15 protein-coding genes and 1 tRNA gene are annotated in these 17,653 nt (G+C 29.4%); 11 read left to right on the top strand and 5 right to left on the bottom strand.

Going from position 1 to position 17,653, the window contains the following annotated elements; all coding sequences use genetic code 11:
- The first annotated feature begins 34 nt into the window (after window positions 1–34).
- Genes ACKGJI_RS03550 through ACKGJI_RS03575 form a run of 6 tightly spaced genes read left to right on the top strand, consistent with a single transcriptional unit; the run spans window position 35 to window position 6,701 of the window.
- Entirely contained in the window at window positions 35–1,921 is a 1,887-nt protein-coding gene (locus ACKGJI_RS03550; protein ID WP_458701186.1) for a proton-conducting transporter transmembrane domain-containing protein, read from the top strand.
- Complete coding sequence (locus ACKGJI_RS03555) at window positions 1,918–2,838, top strand: respiratory chain complex I subunit 1 family protein (RefSeq protein ID WP_458701187.1); 921 nt, start codon at window positions 1,918–1,920, stop codon at window positions 2,836–2,838. The genes ACKGJI_RS03550 and ACKGJI_RS03555 overlap by 4 nt, the downstream gene beginning before the upstream one ends.
- Window positions 2,839–3,429 carry a hydrogenase gene (locus ACKGJI_RS03560; RefSeq protein ID WP_458701188.1) on the top strand — a complete coding sequence of 197 codons (591 nt, stop codon included), beginning with the start codon at window positions 2,839–2,841 and terminating at the stop codon, window positions 3,427–3,429.
- On the top strand, window positions 3,426–4,844 hold the full coding sequence (locus tag ACKGJI_RS03565; RefSeq protein WP_458701190.1) for a proton-conducting transporter transmembrane domain-containing protein: 1,419 nt from the start codon (window positions 3,426–3,428) through the stop codon (window positions 4,842–4,844). The genes ACKGJI_RS03560 and ACKGJI_RS03565 overlap by 4 nt, the downstream gene beginning before the upstream one ends.
- On the top strand, window positions 4,837–6,195 hold the full coding sequence (locus ACKGJI_RS03570; RefSeq protein ID WP_458701191.1) for a hydrogenase large subunit: 1,359 nt from the start codon (window positions 4,837–4,839) through the stop codon (window positions 6,193–6,195). Before ACKGJI_RS03565 ends, ACKGJI_RS03570 begins: the two co-directional genes overlap by 8 nt.
- A complete protein-coding gene (locus tag ACKGJI_RS03575; protein ID WP_458701192.1) occupies window positions 6,192–6,701 on the top strand; it encodes an NADH-quinone oxidoreductase subunit B family protein in 510 nt (169 codons plus the stop codon). Before ACKGJI_RS03570 ends, ACKGJI_RS03575 begins: the two co-directional genes overlap by 4 nt.
- Here ACKGJI_RS03575 and ACKGJI_RS03580 read toward each other — a convergent pair.
- The 3 genes from ACKGJI_RS03580 to ACKGJI_RS03590 are packed head-to-tail and all read right to left on the bottom strand — an operon-like array spanning window position 6,698 to window position 9,922.
- Window positions 6,698–8,140 carry a TrkH family potassium uptake protein gene (locus ACKGJI_RS03580; protein WP_458701193.1) on the bottom strand — a complete coding sequence of 481 codons (1,443 nt, stop codon included), beginning with the start codon at window positions 8,138–8,140 and terminating at the stop codon, window positions 6,698–6,700. The two genes, ACKGJI_RS03575 and ACKGJI_RS03580, sit on opposite strands and share 4 nt — an antisense overlap.
- Window positions 8,133–9,476, bottom strand: a complete 1,344-nt coding sequence (locus ACKGJI_RS03585) for an NAD-binding protein (RefSeq protein ID WP_458701194.1) — start codon at window positions 9,474–9,476, stop codon at window positions 8,133–8,135. The genes ACKGJI_RS03580 and ACKGJI_RS03585 overlap by 8 nt, the downstream gene beginning before the upstream one ends.
- Window positions 9,473–9,922: a hypothetical protein gene (locus tag ACKGJI_RS03590; RefSeq protein ID WP_458701195.1), complete on the bottom strand. Its 450-nt coding sequence runs from the start codon at window positions 9,920–9,922 to the stop codon at window positions 9,473–9,475. Before ACKGJI_RS03590 ends, ACKGJI_RS03585 begins: the two co-directional genes overlap by 4 nt.
- 77 nt (window positions 9,923–9,999) lie before the next feature.
- On the opposite strand from ACKGJI_RS03590, the gene ACKGJI_RS03595 reads away from it, so the two are divergent.
- From ACKGJI_RS03595 to ACKGJI_RS03605, 3 genes are read left to right on the top strand one after another with little or no spacing between them, the layout of a single operon-like run.
- Window positions 10,000–10,692, top strand: a complete 693-nt coding sequence (locus ACKGJI_RS03595; protein WP_458701196.1) for an SIR2 family NAD-dependent protein deacylase — start codon at window positions 10,000–10,002, stop codon at window positions 10,690–10,692.
- 45 nt (window positions 10,693–10,737) lie between these two features.
- Entirely contained in the window at window positions 10,738–12,690 is a 1,953-nt protein-coding gene (locus ACKGJI_RS03600) for a sensor histidine kinase (protein WP_458701197.1), read from the top strand.
- An 11-nt stretch (window positions 12,691–12,701) separates the two neighbouring features.
- A complete protein-coding gene (locus ACKGJI_RS03605; RefSeq protein ID WP_458701198.1) occupies window positions 12,702–14,198 on the top strand; it encodes a GGDEF/HDGYP domain-containing response regulator in 1,497 nt (498 codons plus the stop codon).
- Between the two features lie 4 nt (window positions 14,199–14,202).
- Here ACKGJI_RS03605 and ACKGJI_RS03610 read toward each other — a convergent pair.
- Together ACKGJI_RS03610 and ACKGJI_RS03615 are read right to left on the bottom strand one after the other, a co-directional pair.
- Window positions 14,203–14,279 (bottom strand) — tRNA-Ile (locus ACKGJI_RS03610).
- A 63-nt stretch (window positions 14,280–14,342) separates the two neighbouring features.
- The gene (locus tag ACKGJI_RS03615; protein ID WP_458701200.1) at window positions 14,343–15,452 is read right to left on the bottom strand and encodes an FtsW/RodA/SpoVE family cell cycle protein; all 1,110 of its coding nucleotides are present in this window, start codon (window positions 15,450–15,452) and stop codon (window positions 14,343–14,345) included.
- Between the two features lie 49 nt (window positions 15,453–15,501).
- Here ACKGJI_RS03615 and ACKGJI_RS03620 point away from each other — a divergent pair, with 49 nt between their 5' ends.
- The gene (locus ACKGJI_RS03620; RefSeq protein WP_458701201.1) at window positions 15,502–16,461 is read left to right on the top strand and encodes an RluA family pseudouridine synthase; all 960 of its coding nucleotides are present in this window, start codon (window positions 15,502–15,504) and stop codon (window positions 16,459–16,461) included.
- Window positions 16,409–17,647, top strand: coding sequence for a fibronectin type III domain-containing protein (locus tag ACKGJI_RS03625; protein ID WP_458701202.1), 1,239 nt, complete (start codon window positions 16,409–16,411; stop codon window positions 17,645–17,647). The genes ACKGJI_RS03620 and ACKGJI_RS03625 overlap by 53 nt, the downstream gene beginning before the upstream one ends.
- Window positions 17,648–17,653 lie beyond the last annotated feature (6 nt).

Raw genomic sequence — 17,653 nt, forward strand, 5'->3', positions numbered from 1 at the left:
TAACTTATCTTTGTTTTTAAAGGAATTTGTGGATATGTTTGTATTTGACAATTTAAGTCTACTCTTTGTAGGGCTTATTTTGTTAGGAACTATCCCGAATCTATTTTATATGTTTGGGTATCTAACACATATAAAAAGAAAAGGGTATTTCTTAACACACTATTTTGCTTTTATAGCTTCTATGATAGGAGTGGTGATAGCTAACAATGTTATTGTTTTTTTGCTTTTTTGGGAACTTATGAGTTTAACTTCATGGCAACTTTTACTTACTGATTCAAAACAGAAAAATATCGGTAAAATTGCTCAGTTTTATTTTATTATGACTCATTTGGGATTTGTATTTATCTTACTTTTTTTCTTAATCAGTACAAACGGAAGTCTAGAAAATGCTACATTTGAGCTTTTAAAAGAGGGCGCTTTAACTTTTGCATATCCAACTATGTTATTTATCTTTATTTGTTTGGGATTTTTGAGCAAAGCTGGAGTTGTTCCACTTCATGTTTGGTTGCCATATGCTCATCCAAAAGCTCCAAGTCCAGTTTCAGCTCTCATGAGTGGAGTTATGCTAAAAGTAGCTATTTATGCAATGATAAGATTTTTATTTGATGTTCTTTATCCTTGGCCATTGGAGTGGGGTATCACTATACTCATACTAGGTTCAATCTCCTCTTTGGTTGGGGTTTTATATGCTTTAAGCGAACACGATATAAAAGCACTTTTAGCAAATCACTCTATTGAAAATATAGGAATTATACTTATTGGTTTTGGTATGGGTATGATATTTGATACTTTGGGGCTTAAAGAGTTAAGCTCTTTTGCTTTTATAGCAAGTTTATTTCATACATTTAATCATATGAGTTTTAAATCACTACTCTTTATGGGTGCTGGAAGTGTACTTTTTTCAACCCATACAAAAAATATGGAAAAATTTGGAGGACTTATAAAAGCTATGCCTCTAACTGCTTGGAGTTTTTTACTGGCTTCGATTAGTATTTCAGCACTTCCTCCAACAAATGGATTTTTAAGTGAATGGATGATATTTCAATCTTTACTAAACTCAGATGTTATAAATCATCTTGAATTAAAACTCTCAATTCCTTTTGCTATTTTTTCATTAGCTCTTACTGGAGGTTTGGCAATCGCTTGTTTTGTAAAAGCTTATGGAATTACATTTTTGGGGCTTCATAGAAGTACAAATGCTAAACATGCAAAAGAGGTAAATACTCTTATGAGTTTTGGTACTGTTTTAATGAGTTTGGTTGTTTTATCTCTTATGATTTTTGCTCCTTTTTATATAAAATATTTTGATAAAGCAGTAATGGATTTTAATCACATTAGTGTATATAATGATATTTTTCAAACTCACATATATAGTATTCATGCACTTGGAAGTCATGGTGGTGTAGTTTCGCCTCTTATTTTAGTAGCGATGCTGATTTTTATAACAACTTTGATATATCTATCAGGGAAACTTTTGAAAGTAAAAACAAGAGTACATCACAGTTGGGCATGTGGATATAGAACAAATCAATCTACTCAATATAGTGCAACAGGTTTTGCAGGTCCAATTAGAAGACTCTTTATGTGGCTTTACAAACCAGATATTAAGCTTAAAAAGGTAAATTTATTAAGAGAAGAGACTACTTTTGATGAGTCATTTTTTGAGGTACATGTAAAACCTCTTTTTCAAAGAACTTTTTATGATGGAACTGCTAGTTTAGTAAATAAAATCAGTTATTTTGTATATAGATTTGCTCACTTTGAACAAACAAGATATAGCGCTATGATTTTAAGTCTTTTGGTATCTGTACTTTTTAGTTATAGATTGTTTATTGGTGAGTTTAGTTGGCTTTCACTATTTTTTGAATTTGTGATGGTGAGTTTTATCTTTAAGGTATTGATAGTAGGAGAGAAAAGATGATTTTATATATATTTAGCATACTATTTTTGCTTCTTATCTCGCCATTGATGCTAGGAATCATGAAGTCATTTAAAATGTTTTTACTCTATAAAAAGCCAGTATCTATTTTACAGCCTTATTATATGTTCTCAAAACTTCTTATAAAAGAAAATGTCATATCACAAGAGAGTTCAAGTATAACAAGGGTTGCTCCATACTTGGTTTTATCTCCTTTGTTAATGGTAATGTTTTTTTTGCCTCCTATCTTTAATGGTGCTTTTTATGTTGGTTTTGTAGATGCTTTTACGATAATAGGACTTATTTCTTTATCAACATTTTTTCTTATGCTTTTAGGACTTGATAGTGGAAATAGTTTTGGAGGAATTGGAAGTAGTAGAGAAGCTTTTATATCAAGTTTGGTTGAGCCTGCTATGGTTTTGACAATTTTTAGTATAGGTCTTATGGCTAAAGATTTGGGAGTTGCAAATGCAAGTGTAAATTTGAGTGAGCATTTTCCAAAAGAACATATGGCAAGTTTTTTATTTAGTGGTATTAGTTTTTTTATACTACTACTAGCAGAAAATGGAAGATTACCAGTTGATAATCCTGAAACTCACTTAGAGCTTACTATGGTTCATGAAGCTATGATTTTAGATTTGAGTGGTTTTTATCTTCTTTTGATTGAAATGGCAAGTAGTGTTAAGTTCATCATTTTTGCATCTTTGTTTGCATCTTTGTTTATTCCTTTTGGATTGAATTTTTCTCCTTTTATTGCATTTTTAGTTTTTGTAGGAAAGATTATATTTTTAGCTCTAATTGTAGCGATTATTGAAGTAAACGGTGCGAAATTAAGACTTTTTAAAGTGCCAAATCTTTTGGGTATTTCTATCGTTTTAGCATTTTTGTCTTTGATTAGTTTTTATGTGTTAGGAAATTAGATGGTAAGTTTTAGTATAGGTATATTTTTAGCAACTTTTATTGTGGCTATTTTTGCAACTAGATTTTTTAAATTGATTTTTTGGTATGGTATAAACTCTTTTATTTTAGGAGTTTTGGCTATTTTGATGGGCTTGCATGATAAAGACCAAGCAATGATTATAAGTGGAATTGTAACTATCTTTTTAAAAGCTTTAACAATCCCTTATATTTTAAAACTCATATCAAAAGAGTTTAATATTCAAAGAGATATTGAGCCAAATATCAAAGTTCATTTTAATGTTATTTTGATTCCAACTATCATAGTTTTTACATTTTATCTTGTGGGACCATTTGCTCATAGTCTGGGTGCGCATGCAAATTATGTTGCTATATCAATATCTGCTTTGTTTTTATCTTTGATTTTGATGATAGAACACTCAAGTGTCGCTCCAAAAATAATAGGTTTTTTGATGATGGAAAATTCACTGTTTTTACTAGGAGTTACATCTACAGGTGGAATGCCAATGTTTATAGAGATCGGTGTATTTTTTGATTTGATGATTGCCATTGTTGTTATCAACCTTCTTTTTAAAGAGGAGGTCGCAAGATGACTTTTTATTATTTGATAACTCCAGCAATCATCATGTTTATAACATCTTTTTTACATGTAAAAGTAGCAAAACGACTTTTACCTACTGTTTCTTTTTTAGTTCTTTTACCAATAATATATTTATTTATGATGCAAAAACCATATAATTTAATGGGTGAGTATTTGATTGCTACAAAGCTAAATACTTATATATTATTAGTTTCTTCAATAGTAGCAATTGGAGTAACATTGGCTCTTATTACATTAGATAAACATGTAAAAATTACACATGATAATTATGTTAAATTTTATCGTTTCTTTGCGGTTTTTTGGATTGGACTTATTGTATCTATTCTTTCAAATAATATGGGGCTTTATTGGATTGGATTAGAGTTAGCTACACTAAGTACAGTTTATATGATAAAGACAAATATTTCAAAGCATTCAGTCACTGAAGCTTGGAATTATATGATAGTTGGTACTATCGCTATCTCTCTTATTTTATTTGGAATTATATTGATTTATTCTAGTGCTAAGCCAATACTTGGTGAAGAAGCAATGAATTTTAGATTGCTGATTGAAAATATTGAGCAAATTAAAAATAAATTTCTTTTTGAGATAGGATTTATCATTGTATCAATCGGAATGTTTATAAAAATGGGATTTTTCCCTATGAGTTTATGGCTTGCAAATATTGAAAGAGCTTCTTTTTATCCAGTTGCAGCACTTTTTAGTGGTATTTTAGAGAGTGCAATTATCGCAGGATTTTTTAAATTTTCTCAAATTGCGATGAAAGTAAACTATTCGCATGTTTTTTCATTTGTTTTTCTTTATACTTTCTTGACACTTTTTATAGTTAGTTTTTTGATATTTAGAGCAAAAGATTTTATAAGACTTTTTAGTTTAAGTGGGATTGAGCATATGGCTTTGATAGTTTTGTTTTGGGTAAGTGGTGGTTATTTTGCAGCACTTTTACATTTTGGAGCTCATGCCTTTTTAAAACCAGCACTATTTCTAAGTACAGGAGTTTTAGAATCTCAAGGCAAATACAAAATTGCAGGTGCTCTTAGAGGATACAAAGGTTTTAAAGGTATAGTTTTTTGGTATTTAGTAGGAATGTTTTTATTAGCGATAGTTTCGCTTCCTCCTAGTCCTATGTTTTTTAGTGAGATTTATGGTTTTAAAGCTATGATTGATATGGCAAAACAGAGTCATCATTTGATACTTATGATTGTAACGATTGTGTTTTTACTACTGTTTTTATCTTTAGTATTTATGAAATTTATTCAAATATATCAATCAATGAAATATGAAGGTAAAGAGACAAAAAAAGAAGTTTATACAAGTGAAATACTAGCTTTTATTATTTTTGCTATAGCATCAGTAGTTTTACTTTTACCATCATCATTTGAATATTTAAGGGCTATTTATGGATAGATTAATTGCAAGATTCGTTCAATATAATGATAATGATTTAGAATTAGTTGATGTTTTTGAAAATGAAGTTAAAAAAGAGTTAATAAAAGATAATCAAATAGAAACTATTTCAAAGATTTATCCAACTGCTAGATGGTTTGAAAGAAAGATAAAAGATGATTTTGGTGTACAAATTAACAATGCATACGATAATAGAGTCTTAGTCCATCATGAAAGATTTCCTGCTGCATATCCTATGAAAAAAGATTTTAATCTCAAAGAAGAGTTAAAAGAGGTGGATTTTCTTCCTTATCATTATGAAGTAGTAGGAGGAGATGGGGTTTTTAATGTTTCTGTTGGACCAATTCACGCTGGTATCATAGAGCCTGGACATTTTCATTTTTCTCAAGCTGGAGAGCAGATATTGCATCTTGAAGTGAGACACTTTTATAAATATCGTGGAATTGAGAAGATGTCTGAAGGAAAAACTCTTAAAAATATACAAAAGATAGTCTCTAGGATTAGCGGAAATGAATCTATCGCATATCAAAGTGCATTACAAAATATAGTAGGAATGTCAAAAAATCATAAATTACAAAATGCTATTTTATTAGAGTTAGAGAGATTGGTACATCATTTTACTGATATAGGTTTTATCCCAAATGATGCTGGTTTTGGAGCAGCACTTGCACTTGGTAGCAAATATGCTGAAGATACAAAAAGGATTTTAAACCTCATAAGTGGTAGCCGTTTTGGTTTTGATAGTGTATATAAATCTTTACATGTAGAAAAATATAAGCAAGACATTGAAGATTATATCGCTAGAATGAGTGAAGAGATAGAGTGGTTTGAAAAGTGGATAAATGATATTCCATCTTTATGGGATAGAATGGATACAACAGGAATTATTACAAAAGAAGAAGCACTTAATTATGGCTGTGTTGGTGTAGTTGCAAGGTGTTGTGGGATAAGCGAGGATGTAAGAAGCAAGGATGAATTTTACAAAAAATTTGGTTTTGAAATAGCATTAGAGCAAAGTGGAGATGTATCTGCTCGATTTAAGATAAGGCTTTTTGAGATAAAAAACTCACTTTTGATGATAAAAAATATGTTAAATGATTTAGAAAGTTTTGAGATTGAAAAAAGCTTTACATGTAAAGATGGAGAGTATAGTAGTTTTGTTGAAAGTAGTATCGGAGAGCTTTACATGTATATAAAACTAAAAGATGGTTTGATTGAAAGATTTTATGTAAGAGATCCTAGTTTTATAAATTGGCAAGCACTTCATCTTATGATGCCACGAGATATAATTGCTGATTTTCCACTTATTAATAAGAGTTGTGATTTGAGTTATGCAGGGAGTGATTTATGATTGGTTATTGGAAAAAAAGGTTTGAATCTTCAACATTAACAGACAATTTAGAATTTGATAAAGAATTAAGTGAAGTAAAAAAAGAGTTAAAATCTTTAGTATCTAAGAAATTTGCAAAATCTCTTAGTATTCGTATGGTTGATTGTGGAAGTTGTAATGCTTGTGAGAGTGAATGTAACGCCTTGTCTAATCCATACTATAATTTAGATAGACTAGGTATATCTTTTGTAGCAAGTCCTAGACATGCAGATATTTTACTTGTAAGTGGAGTCAATACTTTCAATATGAACCATCACCTCATAGATGCTTATGCTCAAATGCCAGAGCCAAAGTATGTTGTAACTATTGGGGATTGTACTAAGCTAGAAGATAGTGTATTTGAAAAGAATTTTGCAATTGTTGGAGATATTGATAAAAAGATACCAGTTGATTATCATATACAAGGTTGTCCTCCAAGCCCAAACGAGATTATTAGAGGACTATTTGAGTTTTTAAAATCAATTTAAAACCTCTTCCAAAAAGAGCGTGAAAGAACTATAAAGACTGTATAACATTCAAGTCTTCCAATTATCATAGCTACACTTAAAAAGATTTTATCATACCAACTAAAAAAAGCATAATTTTGAGCAGGTCCAGTGAGGCCAAAACCTGGGCCAATATTGCCTACTGTGGCAATTGCTGTTGAGATTGAACTCATCTCATCATATCCTCTTGCATAAAGATAAGCCATGGTTACAAATATAGTCATTGCAAATAGAGATAAAAATCCAAAAACTGAACGAATTGTTGGGTTTTTGATTTCTTTATTGTCTATGAATATTGAAGAAATTGTATCAGGGTTTAGCGCTTTTTTGATTTCAAATGAGATGTTTTTTAAAAATATAATGTGTCTTATGCTTTTTATTCCACCAGCAGTTGAACCAGTATTTCCACCTAAAAGCATTGCAAAAAACAGTATCATGACAGATAAATGTCCCCATTTTTCATAGTCTAGTGTTGCAAAACCTGTTGTAGTAGCAAGTGAGACAACATTGAAAGCAGAGTGTGTAATAGAATTTAAAAAATCAACATCGCTACTTTTATAATGAATGATACCTAAAAGCAACGAGAGTAAAATAAGCATAATACTTAGCCATCTAAACTCTTCGTGGTTATATGCTTTTTTATCCCCATAAAAGAATTTAATGTGAGAGATAAAGTTGACACTAGAAAAATACATAAAAAATGTTGTTGTCCATATGATGCCATAATTACTATAATATCCAAGAGAGCTGTTTTTTGTAGAAAATCCTCCTGTTGAAATTGTAGAAAATGCATGATTGATTGCATCAAACCAATTCATTCCAAAGACCATTAAAAATAAAAAATCTGCAAAAGTAAATAAACAATATATTATCCAAAGTTTCATGGCAGTATCTTTGATTTTTGGTGAAATTTTATCTACTGAAATCCCTGTTGATTCAGCTTTAAAAAGTGATAGTGAGCCATTTGGATTTAAAAGAGGAAGCAGTCCAACTCCTAAAACAATAATTCCCATACCACCTAACCAATGGGTTAGACTTCTGTGAAACAGTATGCTATAAGGTAGGGCTTCAATGTTGGTAAATATAGTAGCTCCTGTGGTTGTAAAACCACTAATCGATTCAAAAAAAGCATCACTGAAACTTGTGTTTAGTTGAACTACAAAAGGTATTGCACCACCAATTCCTAGTAATAACCATACAAGGTTAACACAAATAATGCTTTCTTTTATATTTAGTTGAATTTGATGTTCTTTTAGTGTATAAAAAACAAGAAAGTTTAAAACTAAAAGTGAAAATATAATGGATATATAAATCTTTACATCTTCCCCATAAATCAAACCTATCAAAGGAGGAATTAGAAGCATAAAAAATACAACAATTCCAACAGTTGAAGTAAATTTTAATATATTTTTGCTATTCATATGTACCTTTTTTTAGCCAATTTGATATCTCTTTTGCATCTTTTGTTTTAGATAGACATATGATAATATCACCTTCTTGAAGACTTTCTATGTCTTTATATGCAAAAAACTTTTTATCCCTCTGGATATAAAATTTACCTTTTTCTTTAATTTTATCATCAAGTTCGATCTTCTTACCAATCAAATGTGAATCCATGAAAATTTTTGCTAGATTGATAGTTCCTTCTCCACCACAAAAAAGGCGACTTGAGATGATATTTGATGATCTAATTTTTTCAAGTACAGTATAATAAGCATTCATTTTTTCACCTCTTATAACTTCAATCCCAAGTTTTCTCATCAAAGAGGCGTATTGTCTGTTGTTGTGAATTCCTATGACTTTTTCAATTCCTTTTTGTTTTGCTTCAATACACTTTGTTATATTAAATTCATCGTTTATAGTTGCTGCTATAAATACATTTGCATTTGCTGTGTGATTATCTAGTAAAAAATCTAAATTGTAATTACTTTTTATAACTTCTACACTATTTTTCAAAATTGTATTTGCATTCATACAATCTTCTAAATTTTTGTCAATTAGCTTTATATTTAGCCCTTTTTTTGCTAAAACTTTTGCTATTTCAATACCAAGTTGATTTGCACCATAAATGATACAGTTTTGCACATCTTGTTTATTCCATTTATTGCAAACTTGTACTCTAAGCTCTCCCATTAGTGCTGGAAATGTAAAAAAGTAAACTAAATCATTTGGCATTAACATATCCAAATCACTCGGTACAAAAAATTTATCACCCCTTTCAATTCCAGCTACTATTAGCTTTTGGTCTAAATTTTCTTTAAAAGTTGAAATCAAAGTAGGTTCATACTCTTCGTGTGTTCTAATAGAAAGTAAAAGAGCTTTTGTATAATCAAATGTTTTTATGTTGTTTGCATGAGGAAAATCAACCAAGTAGTTAAAAGTATTAGCTACAGTTATCGCAGGAGTAATGATATCTGTAATTCCTAGTCTATTTTTTATCTTTTCACTCATGAAAAAGTTGTTTTTCAATCTAACTATTTTTTCTTCTACATGTACAATATTGTCAATAATCAATGATGAGAGTAAATTTACTTCATCTGAATCAGTAACAGCAATAAAAAGATCAATATCTTTTTGTATATTTCTATATGTTCTAGGATCTTCTACATTCCCATGTATGCTTAGTACATCTAGTGTTTCTTCTATGTTTTGTATAGTTTTTTCATTTTGATCGATAAGTGTTACTTCGTTGTCTTCCATGAGCTCTTTAGCTAGAAAATAACCAACTTTCCCAGCTCCAGCTATGACAACGTTCACTCTTTATAACCTTGCATTGTATCATAATATATATTGGTTAAATGCTCTATATACAATTTTCTTCTCCTGTTATCAATGATGTCTATAAAAGGATGTACTCCATATTTATCATTTAAAGTATAGTATTTATAGGTTATTTTATCATCTTTTTGTGAACTTTTTATAATAGCATTAAAAAATGCTTCATGTTTTTCATTGAAAATAGAGAGTTCAATCTCAATTTTAAAAACCTTGCCTTCATGATCTAAAAAAACTTTTACTACTTTTACAGATGTATCCATGATTTTATCATCATATATGTTTTTTTCACTTGCAATACATATATTGTCATTGCATCTAAAGTTATGTTTAAACAGATAGTTTTTATCTTGACTTAAGAGATGCTCAAATATACCTGCATATGAAAGTGTTACAAAAAATAATAAAATTAATAGTATTTTCTTCATCTAATCTCCTTGAATTAGTTATTCTACTCCAAAAAACAATAAATTTAGATAAAATCTTTTATATGGAAGGAGTTTTTATGTCAAAAATAGTTATATTTAGTGGAGCAGGCATTAGTGCACCAAGTGGAATTTCAACATTTAGAGACAGTGATGGATTGTGGGAGAAATATGACATTAAAGATATTTGTATGGCTGGATGTCTTGATTGGAACTATGATGAAACTGTTGAATTTTATGATAAAAGAAGAGAAGAGCTTAAATCAAAAAAGCCAAATATAGCCCATAAAATAATTGCAAAATTAAAAAATGAATATCCTAATTTAATCTCAGTTATAACCCAAAATGTAGATGATATGTTTGAAAGAGCTGGGTGCAAAGAGGTTTTGCATATTCACGGATTTTTAAAAGAGATTAGATGTATGAAATGTGACAAAATAAAAGACATAGGATACCAAAAGCAAAATAAAGAGCTTTTATGCTCTACATGTAGATCAAAATTTAGACCAAATATAGTTTTTTTTGGTGAAGCTGCTCCAATGTATGAAAAACTATATAAAGAGTTAGAAAATTGTAAAGTTTTAGTAGTCATTGGAACTAGTGGAGCAGTAATAAACGTAGATATGCTAAGTCAATGGGCTGAATATAAGATTTTAAACAATTTAGAAGAGAGTAATCTAATCAATGAAGAGTATTTTGATGAAGTTTACTATGAGAGTGTAGAGAGTGCTATAATAAAGATTGAAAAATCATTGAAGTTGTCATTTTTATGATATAATACTAGTGTTATGAAATTAAAAAACAAAATAATTTTAATAATGTCTTTATTGGCAGTGTCGATTTTAGTTCTTGCTTCTTCAATATATAGTTATTGGATTTATGAGAATAAACTAGAAGATATAAAGGGCTCGCTTTTAAAACTAGCAAGATATAGTGATTTTGATATATCTAGACAGTTTGAATATGAAATAGGTGTTGCAAAATCGTTTGTTGTTAATAGTGACTTAATTGAAACTCTTCAAAAAACAAATCAAAACTTATCTAATCTTTCAAATCAAGAATTAAAAGATTTTAAAAAAACTTACAATGCAAAATGGATGAACTCAAAAAGTAAAGATGATGAGTTTGTAAAACCATATTTAAACAATGACATTGCAAATTATTTTAAAAAGCAGCAAAAATTGTTTAAAAATCACTATGGAGAGATTTTTCTTACAAATAAACATGGTGTATTAGTAGCTTCAACTGGAAAATTAACAACTTTTATCCACGCTAATAAATATTGGTGGGAAAATGCTTATGAGAATAAAAAAGTTTTTATTGATGATAGAGGATATGATGATAGTGTAGGGGACTATGTCATTGGCATAGTTGTTCCAATAATTAAAGATAAAGAAGTTATTGGTGTACTTAAATGCAACGTAATGATTAAAAAGTATTTAAAAGACTTGATTGAAAAGATTAATAATATCCATAATATTGATTTAAAAATAGTAAGAACCAAAGGTTTAATTGTTTTAGAAAAAGCAAAAGAACCACTTAGTAGTAAAATATATCCCGAAATTTTAGATGATTTGAAACATAAAAAAACAGGCATTAAGTTTATAGATGATGACAAGTTAGTAGCTTTTGGTCCTATTGATTTATCAAAAGATATTCTTTTTGGTGGAAAACCAAACAGTATCGACCATAAACTAGGAAATGAAAATGAAATTTGGCATGTAGTATTAGAAAAAGACAATATAACGATGTCTTCAATCAATAAAGATACTAACTTGTTTCTTTTGTATATGGTTTTATTTACAACAATTTTACTTGTCTTTTTATCTGTATTATTAGGGGATTATATAATTGAACCCATAAAAGAACTTTCAAATAAAGTTAAAAGTATTCATAAAGGTACATTAAATATAGATATACAATCAAGTAGAAAAGATGAACTAGGTATTCTTGCTAACTCTTTCCATGATTTATTGGAAAATTTAAAAGTTACAACAACCTCAAGAGATAAATTACAAGAAGAGATAGAAAAAAGGGAGAAAATACAAAGAGAGTTAGACAGTAAAAAAGAGTTACTAATAGCACAATCAAGGCATGCAGCAATGGGCGAGATGATTAGTATGATAGCTCACCAGTGGAGACAGCCTTTGAGTATTGTTGCAATGGAATCAAATAACTTATTGATTGATTTAGAATTAGATGAAAACATCAAGAAAGAAGACATTGAAGCTTATATAAAAGGGATATTAAAAGAGATACAGTATCTTTCTGATACTATTGATGATTTTAGGAACTTTTTTATGCCAAATAACAAAACAAGCCATGAGAGGCTTGTAGATATTTTTAATGAAACACAAAAAATAATAGGAAAAAGCTTAGAAGCACATGATGTAAGATTAGATGTGAATTGTTCCAAAGATATAATCATAAATACCTACAAAAATGATTTAATTCAAGTTTTTATAAATATCATCAATAATGCAAAAGAAGCATACATACAAAATAAGCTTGAAAATAAAACTATAAGAATAGATACAAAAACTTTACAAAATGATGTAGAGATAAAGATTTGTGATGATGCTGGTGGAATAAAAAGTGATATAATACAAAAGATTTTTGATCCATATTTTTCTACTAAAAATAAAAAAACAGGAACAGGTCTTGGTCTTTATATGTGTAAGATAATCGTTGAACAGCATTTAAAAGGAACTATTAGGGTAGAAAACAGGCAAAATGGAGCTTGTTTTGTTATACTTATACCTAAGAGTTAAAAGGAAGTAATTTGTTAAGTGATATAGAAAAAATTAAAATTTTGGGAAAATATTTTAAAGTTTTATATGTTGAAGACGAAGAAAAACTAAATGAGTCTATGACTAAATATTTAAAAAAATTTTTCAAAGAGGTACATAGTGTAAGAAATGGTCATGATGCACTAGACTTATTTAAACAAAACAATTATGACATAATCATAACCGATATCATTATGCCTGAAATGAATGGCATAGAAATGATTAGTGAAATAAAAAAGATAAACAAAGCTCAAGAGATTGTCATAGTTTCTGCATCAAATGAAGTTAAGTATTTTGTTGAAGCTATCAAATTAGGAATTGATGGTTATATTTTAAAACCAATTGATTATAATCAAATGAACGAAGTTTTATATAAAGTTATTTATAAACTAAATGAATTTAGAAGAAATGAGTTATATAAACTTCATTTAAAAGAGTTAGTTGAGGAAAAAACAAAAGAAGCCCTACTTTTAGAAGAAGAAAAATCTGAAACATACAAGAAAACTCTTTTTGCATTAGTAGAAATCATAGAGCAAAGAGATACATACACAGGCGGACACTCACAAAGAGTTGCAAAGTATTCAAAAATGATAGCTGAACATATGGGGCTCAATAAACAAGAGTGTGAAGATTTATATAAAGCTGGTGTATTGCATGACATAGGAAAAGTTTCAATTCCTGATTCAATTTTACTAAAGCCTGGCTTTTTAAATGATGTAGAGTACAGACTCATACAAGAACATGTAAACCTAGGATATAAAATCCTCTCAAAAATTCCTCTATTTAAAGATATGTCAAAAATCGTAAGAGCTCATCATGAAAAATATGATGGCACAGGATATCCAAGAGGTTTAAAAGGAGAAGAAATACCACTTTGTGCTAGAATCATGGTAGTTGCTGATGCTTTTGATGCTATGACTACAAGCAGGGTGTATAAAGCAAAAAAGACAGTAAGAGAAGCTTTAAAAGAGATTGAAGATTTAAAGGGTAAGCATTTTTGTCCTAAAGTAGCCGAAGTTGCCTTAAAAGTTTTAAAAGATGTTAAAATCATAGAAGAAGCCACACAATTACCACATAATGATTTAGAAAAAGAGAGGTTTTCTTACTTTTATAGGGATCAACTAACTCAAGTTTATAATACACACTATCTTGATTTTATGTTAGCTCAAAACTATAGATATAAAAAATATGGCAGTATTAATCTACTATATTTAAAAGAGTTTTATAAATTTAACAAAAAATATGGTTGGAGTGAAGGTGATAAAATTTTAAAAGAAGTAGCTAGCAAATTAAAAAAATATTTCAAAGACTCTTTTGTATTTAGAATTCATGGAGATGATTTTGCGATACTTAGTAGTACGACACTGGCATTTAAACCGATTATTGAAGAGTTTAAAGAGAAAGATTTGAAAATAAAACATGAAATTATAAGTTTACTTGATAAAAGAATTGAATCATTTGAAGATTTGAAAAAATACATTGAAGGATAAGAGGTGGTGGGTTCTACTGGATTCGAACCAGTGACCGCCCGGTTATGAGCCGGGAGCTCTAACCAACTGAGCTAAGAACCCTCCGTTTTTGGAAGTGACATTTTACCTACTATATGTTTAAAGTAAGCTAAAATTTTTGACAAACTATGTAACTCTGTATTTTACTGACTTATAAGTTCTATCAAACCTAAATGTTATTAAGTTTTCTAATATACCAAAAAATACCATAAATGTAATAAAACTACTTCCTCCATAGCTAAAAAATGGCAGAGGAACACCTACAACTGGTGCAAAACCAATAGTCATAGATATATTTACACCCATATATACAAATATAAGCAAAGCTAAGCCAGTAGTTACAACTCTGGCAAAATAATCATCATTAAATTTTATATTTAGAGTAATTAAGTGAAGGATTAATAAAATATATCCTGCTATTAAAGCCAAAGCTCCAAAAAAACCAAATCTTTCAACATGATAAGCAAAGATAAAATCACTCGTTGAAATTGGTAAGAATTTAAAATGAGTTTGGGTTGCTTCATCTTTTTCTTTTCCGTACAATCCTCCACTACCAATAGCAATGATTGATTGTTGGACATGGTAACTTGGTTTTTCTGATACAAAATCAAGTATTCTTTTTTTCTGGTAATCATGAAGAGAGTTATAAAGAAATGGCCCACTGATACTAAGAGCAATAATGAGTGTTATCCAAATCTTTTTATTTACTCCAATAACAAATAAAGTTCCATATCCAACCAATAAAAGAACCATTGCAGTTCCTAAATCAGGCTCTTTTGCTATGAGGATAAATGGAAGTAGAATATAAAAGCTAAGTTTAAAAAAATCTTTCCAGCCGTACCCATCTTCATCTGGAGGATCGTCTTTTATAAGATAAGCTAGCATTAAAACAAAAGCTGGCTTAATTATCTCAGAAGGTTGGATTGTAAAATGGACAAATGGAATCTCTAGCCATCTTCTAGCACCTAGTTTTGCTACTCCGAAAAAATCAACACTTATAAGAAGAATGATAGTTATCCAAAAGAAAAAAGGAATTAGCCACGCAATTTTTCTAAGTGGGATGAGAAAAAAAGTTAGAAAAGCTAGAAAGCCTATTGTAAAGTATACTAATTGTTTATTTGCTAATGTTGTGTTTGCTTCGCTTATGAGATAATATGAAACAAAAATGATTGGTATAACTAAAATAGGAATTAAAAAGTCAAAATGTGTTAATATTCGTCTATCAAGTTGTAACAAATGCAATCCTAAAAAGTTGTGTGAGAAATTATACTAAAAAGAGTGTTAAATGACCTTTACATGTAAAAAAAGTGGTAGATTAGATGCAATACTATCTTTAGAGTTATCCTTGCCTAGAAATCAGGTAGAACAATTGATTAAAAAAGTAGGTGTTAAGGTTGATGGCAAGGTTATCAATAAAACCGGTTTTAAACTAAAAGGGGAAGAAATCATAGAATATGATTTTATGGAGGCAGAAAAAACAAAAGAGGAGTATGAAGTTGATTTTGATGTAGATATTTTGTATGAAGATGAAGATATCTTAGTAGTCAATAAACCTCCTTTTTTAACAGTTCATCCAGCTCCTAGCGTAAAAGAAGCAACATTAGTTGATTGGCTTAAAAAAAGAGGAATGAGCCTCTCTACAATTAGTGGAGAAGAAAGACATGGTATTGTTCACAGAATTGATAAAGAAACAAGTGGGGCTTTGGTTGTAGCTAAAAACAATGAATCTCATGTTGCCTTAGCAAAACAGTTAGAAGATAAAAGTATGGGAAGGTATTATCTTGCGTTGATTGATCTTCCTTTAAAAGAAGATACTATAATCCAAGCACCAATTGGTAGAAATCAAAAAAACAGATTAAAAATGGATGTTGTTGAAAATGGACGAGATGCAAAGAGTGCATTTGCAAAATTGGCTATGAGTAATGATGGTAAAAACGAATTAATTTTAGCAAAACTTTTTACAGGAAGAACTCACCAAATTAGAGTTCATTTAAAATCTCTATCTAGGCATATACTAGGAGATAGTTTATACGGTTTTAAGAGCCAAAATAGTAAAATAGCAAGAGTTATGTTACACGCATATATATTGTATTTGAAACATCCAAGAAGTGGTAAAGACTTGCAAATAGTTGCTCCACTTTTTGAAGATTTTAAAGCTCTACTTGATAAACATTTTAATAAGGAAGAATTAAATGAAAAAATTAATAGCAATTATATCATTGAGTATTTTGACAATTTTTATTAGCGGATGTCAGCCAACACCCAAAGCTCCTAAAAAACCAGTTATTGATAGTTCTTTACCAGTTTTACAAGATATAAAGTTTTTAACTGATGTAACAGAAGTTGGGTTTGAGTGGAAGCCTGTTTTAAATGAAAATATAGGTGGATATTATATTTACAGGATGGAAGCAAGCAATGAGGCAAGTGGGAAACTGCAAAGAGTAGCTAAAATTGAAGATAGATATGCTTCTCATTATGTTGATACAAAATTAAAACCAAATACTGAATATTATTATAGATTTTCACTCTTTTCAAATGAAAAAAGAGAATCAATTCCAAGTAAAGTTGTAAAAGTAAAGACAAATCCTTTAATCGAATCAGTTCCATTTGTAAAAGCGATTAGTGGACTACCACACAGAGTAAAGCTAATCTGGAGACCTCATCCATCTAGTAGAGTTGAATCTTACATAATTGAGAGAAATGAATTTAGTTCAACCAAGTGGGAACAAATCGCAAAAATTGATGGAAGATTAAATGCTGAATATATAGACAAAGATTTAAAAGACAATAAAGTATTTAGATATAGAGTAAAGGTAAAAACTTATGATGGTTTAATTTCACTTCCAAGTAAAATTGTAGAAGCTGGAACAAAACCTTTGCCTTTGGTTATCAAAGGTTTAAAAGCTACAACAAGTGAGCCTAAAAAGATAATTGTTAGCTGGGAAGCTACAAATGATAAGGATTTTGCATACTATAAAGTTTATAGAGCCATCAATCCTTTGTTGTTTTATAACTATGTTGCAAAAACAAAAGAAACAAAATTTGAAGATTTGATAAACGACAATGGCGCAACATATTACTACTTTGTAACTATGGTTGATAAAGATGGATTGGAATCTCCAAGGCAAGAAACTTCTGTTATGGGAGCAACACTAGGAGTTCCTAAAACTGTTTATATAACATCATCAACTCAAGATGGAAGAAACATCAATATAGCTTGGAAGCCACAAGATGATAGAGCTGTTAAGTACAATGTAATAAAAGAGTATAAAGATCAAAAAAAGATATATACAAACATTACTCAAACAAGTTTTACAGATAACGATGTAGCACCAGGAATTGAATATACTTACAAAGTTATAGCAATTGATAAGTATGGTTTAGCATCAAAAGAATCAGAAAGCGTTATCATTGAAATTCCAAAGGAATAAATAGTT

It is taken from the genome of Sulfurospirillum sp. 1307, from assembly GCF_054408545.1.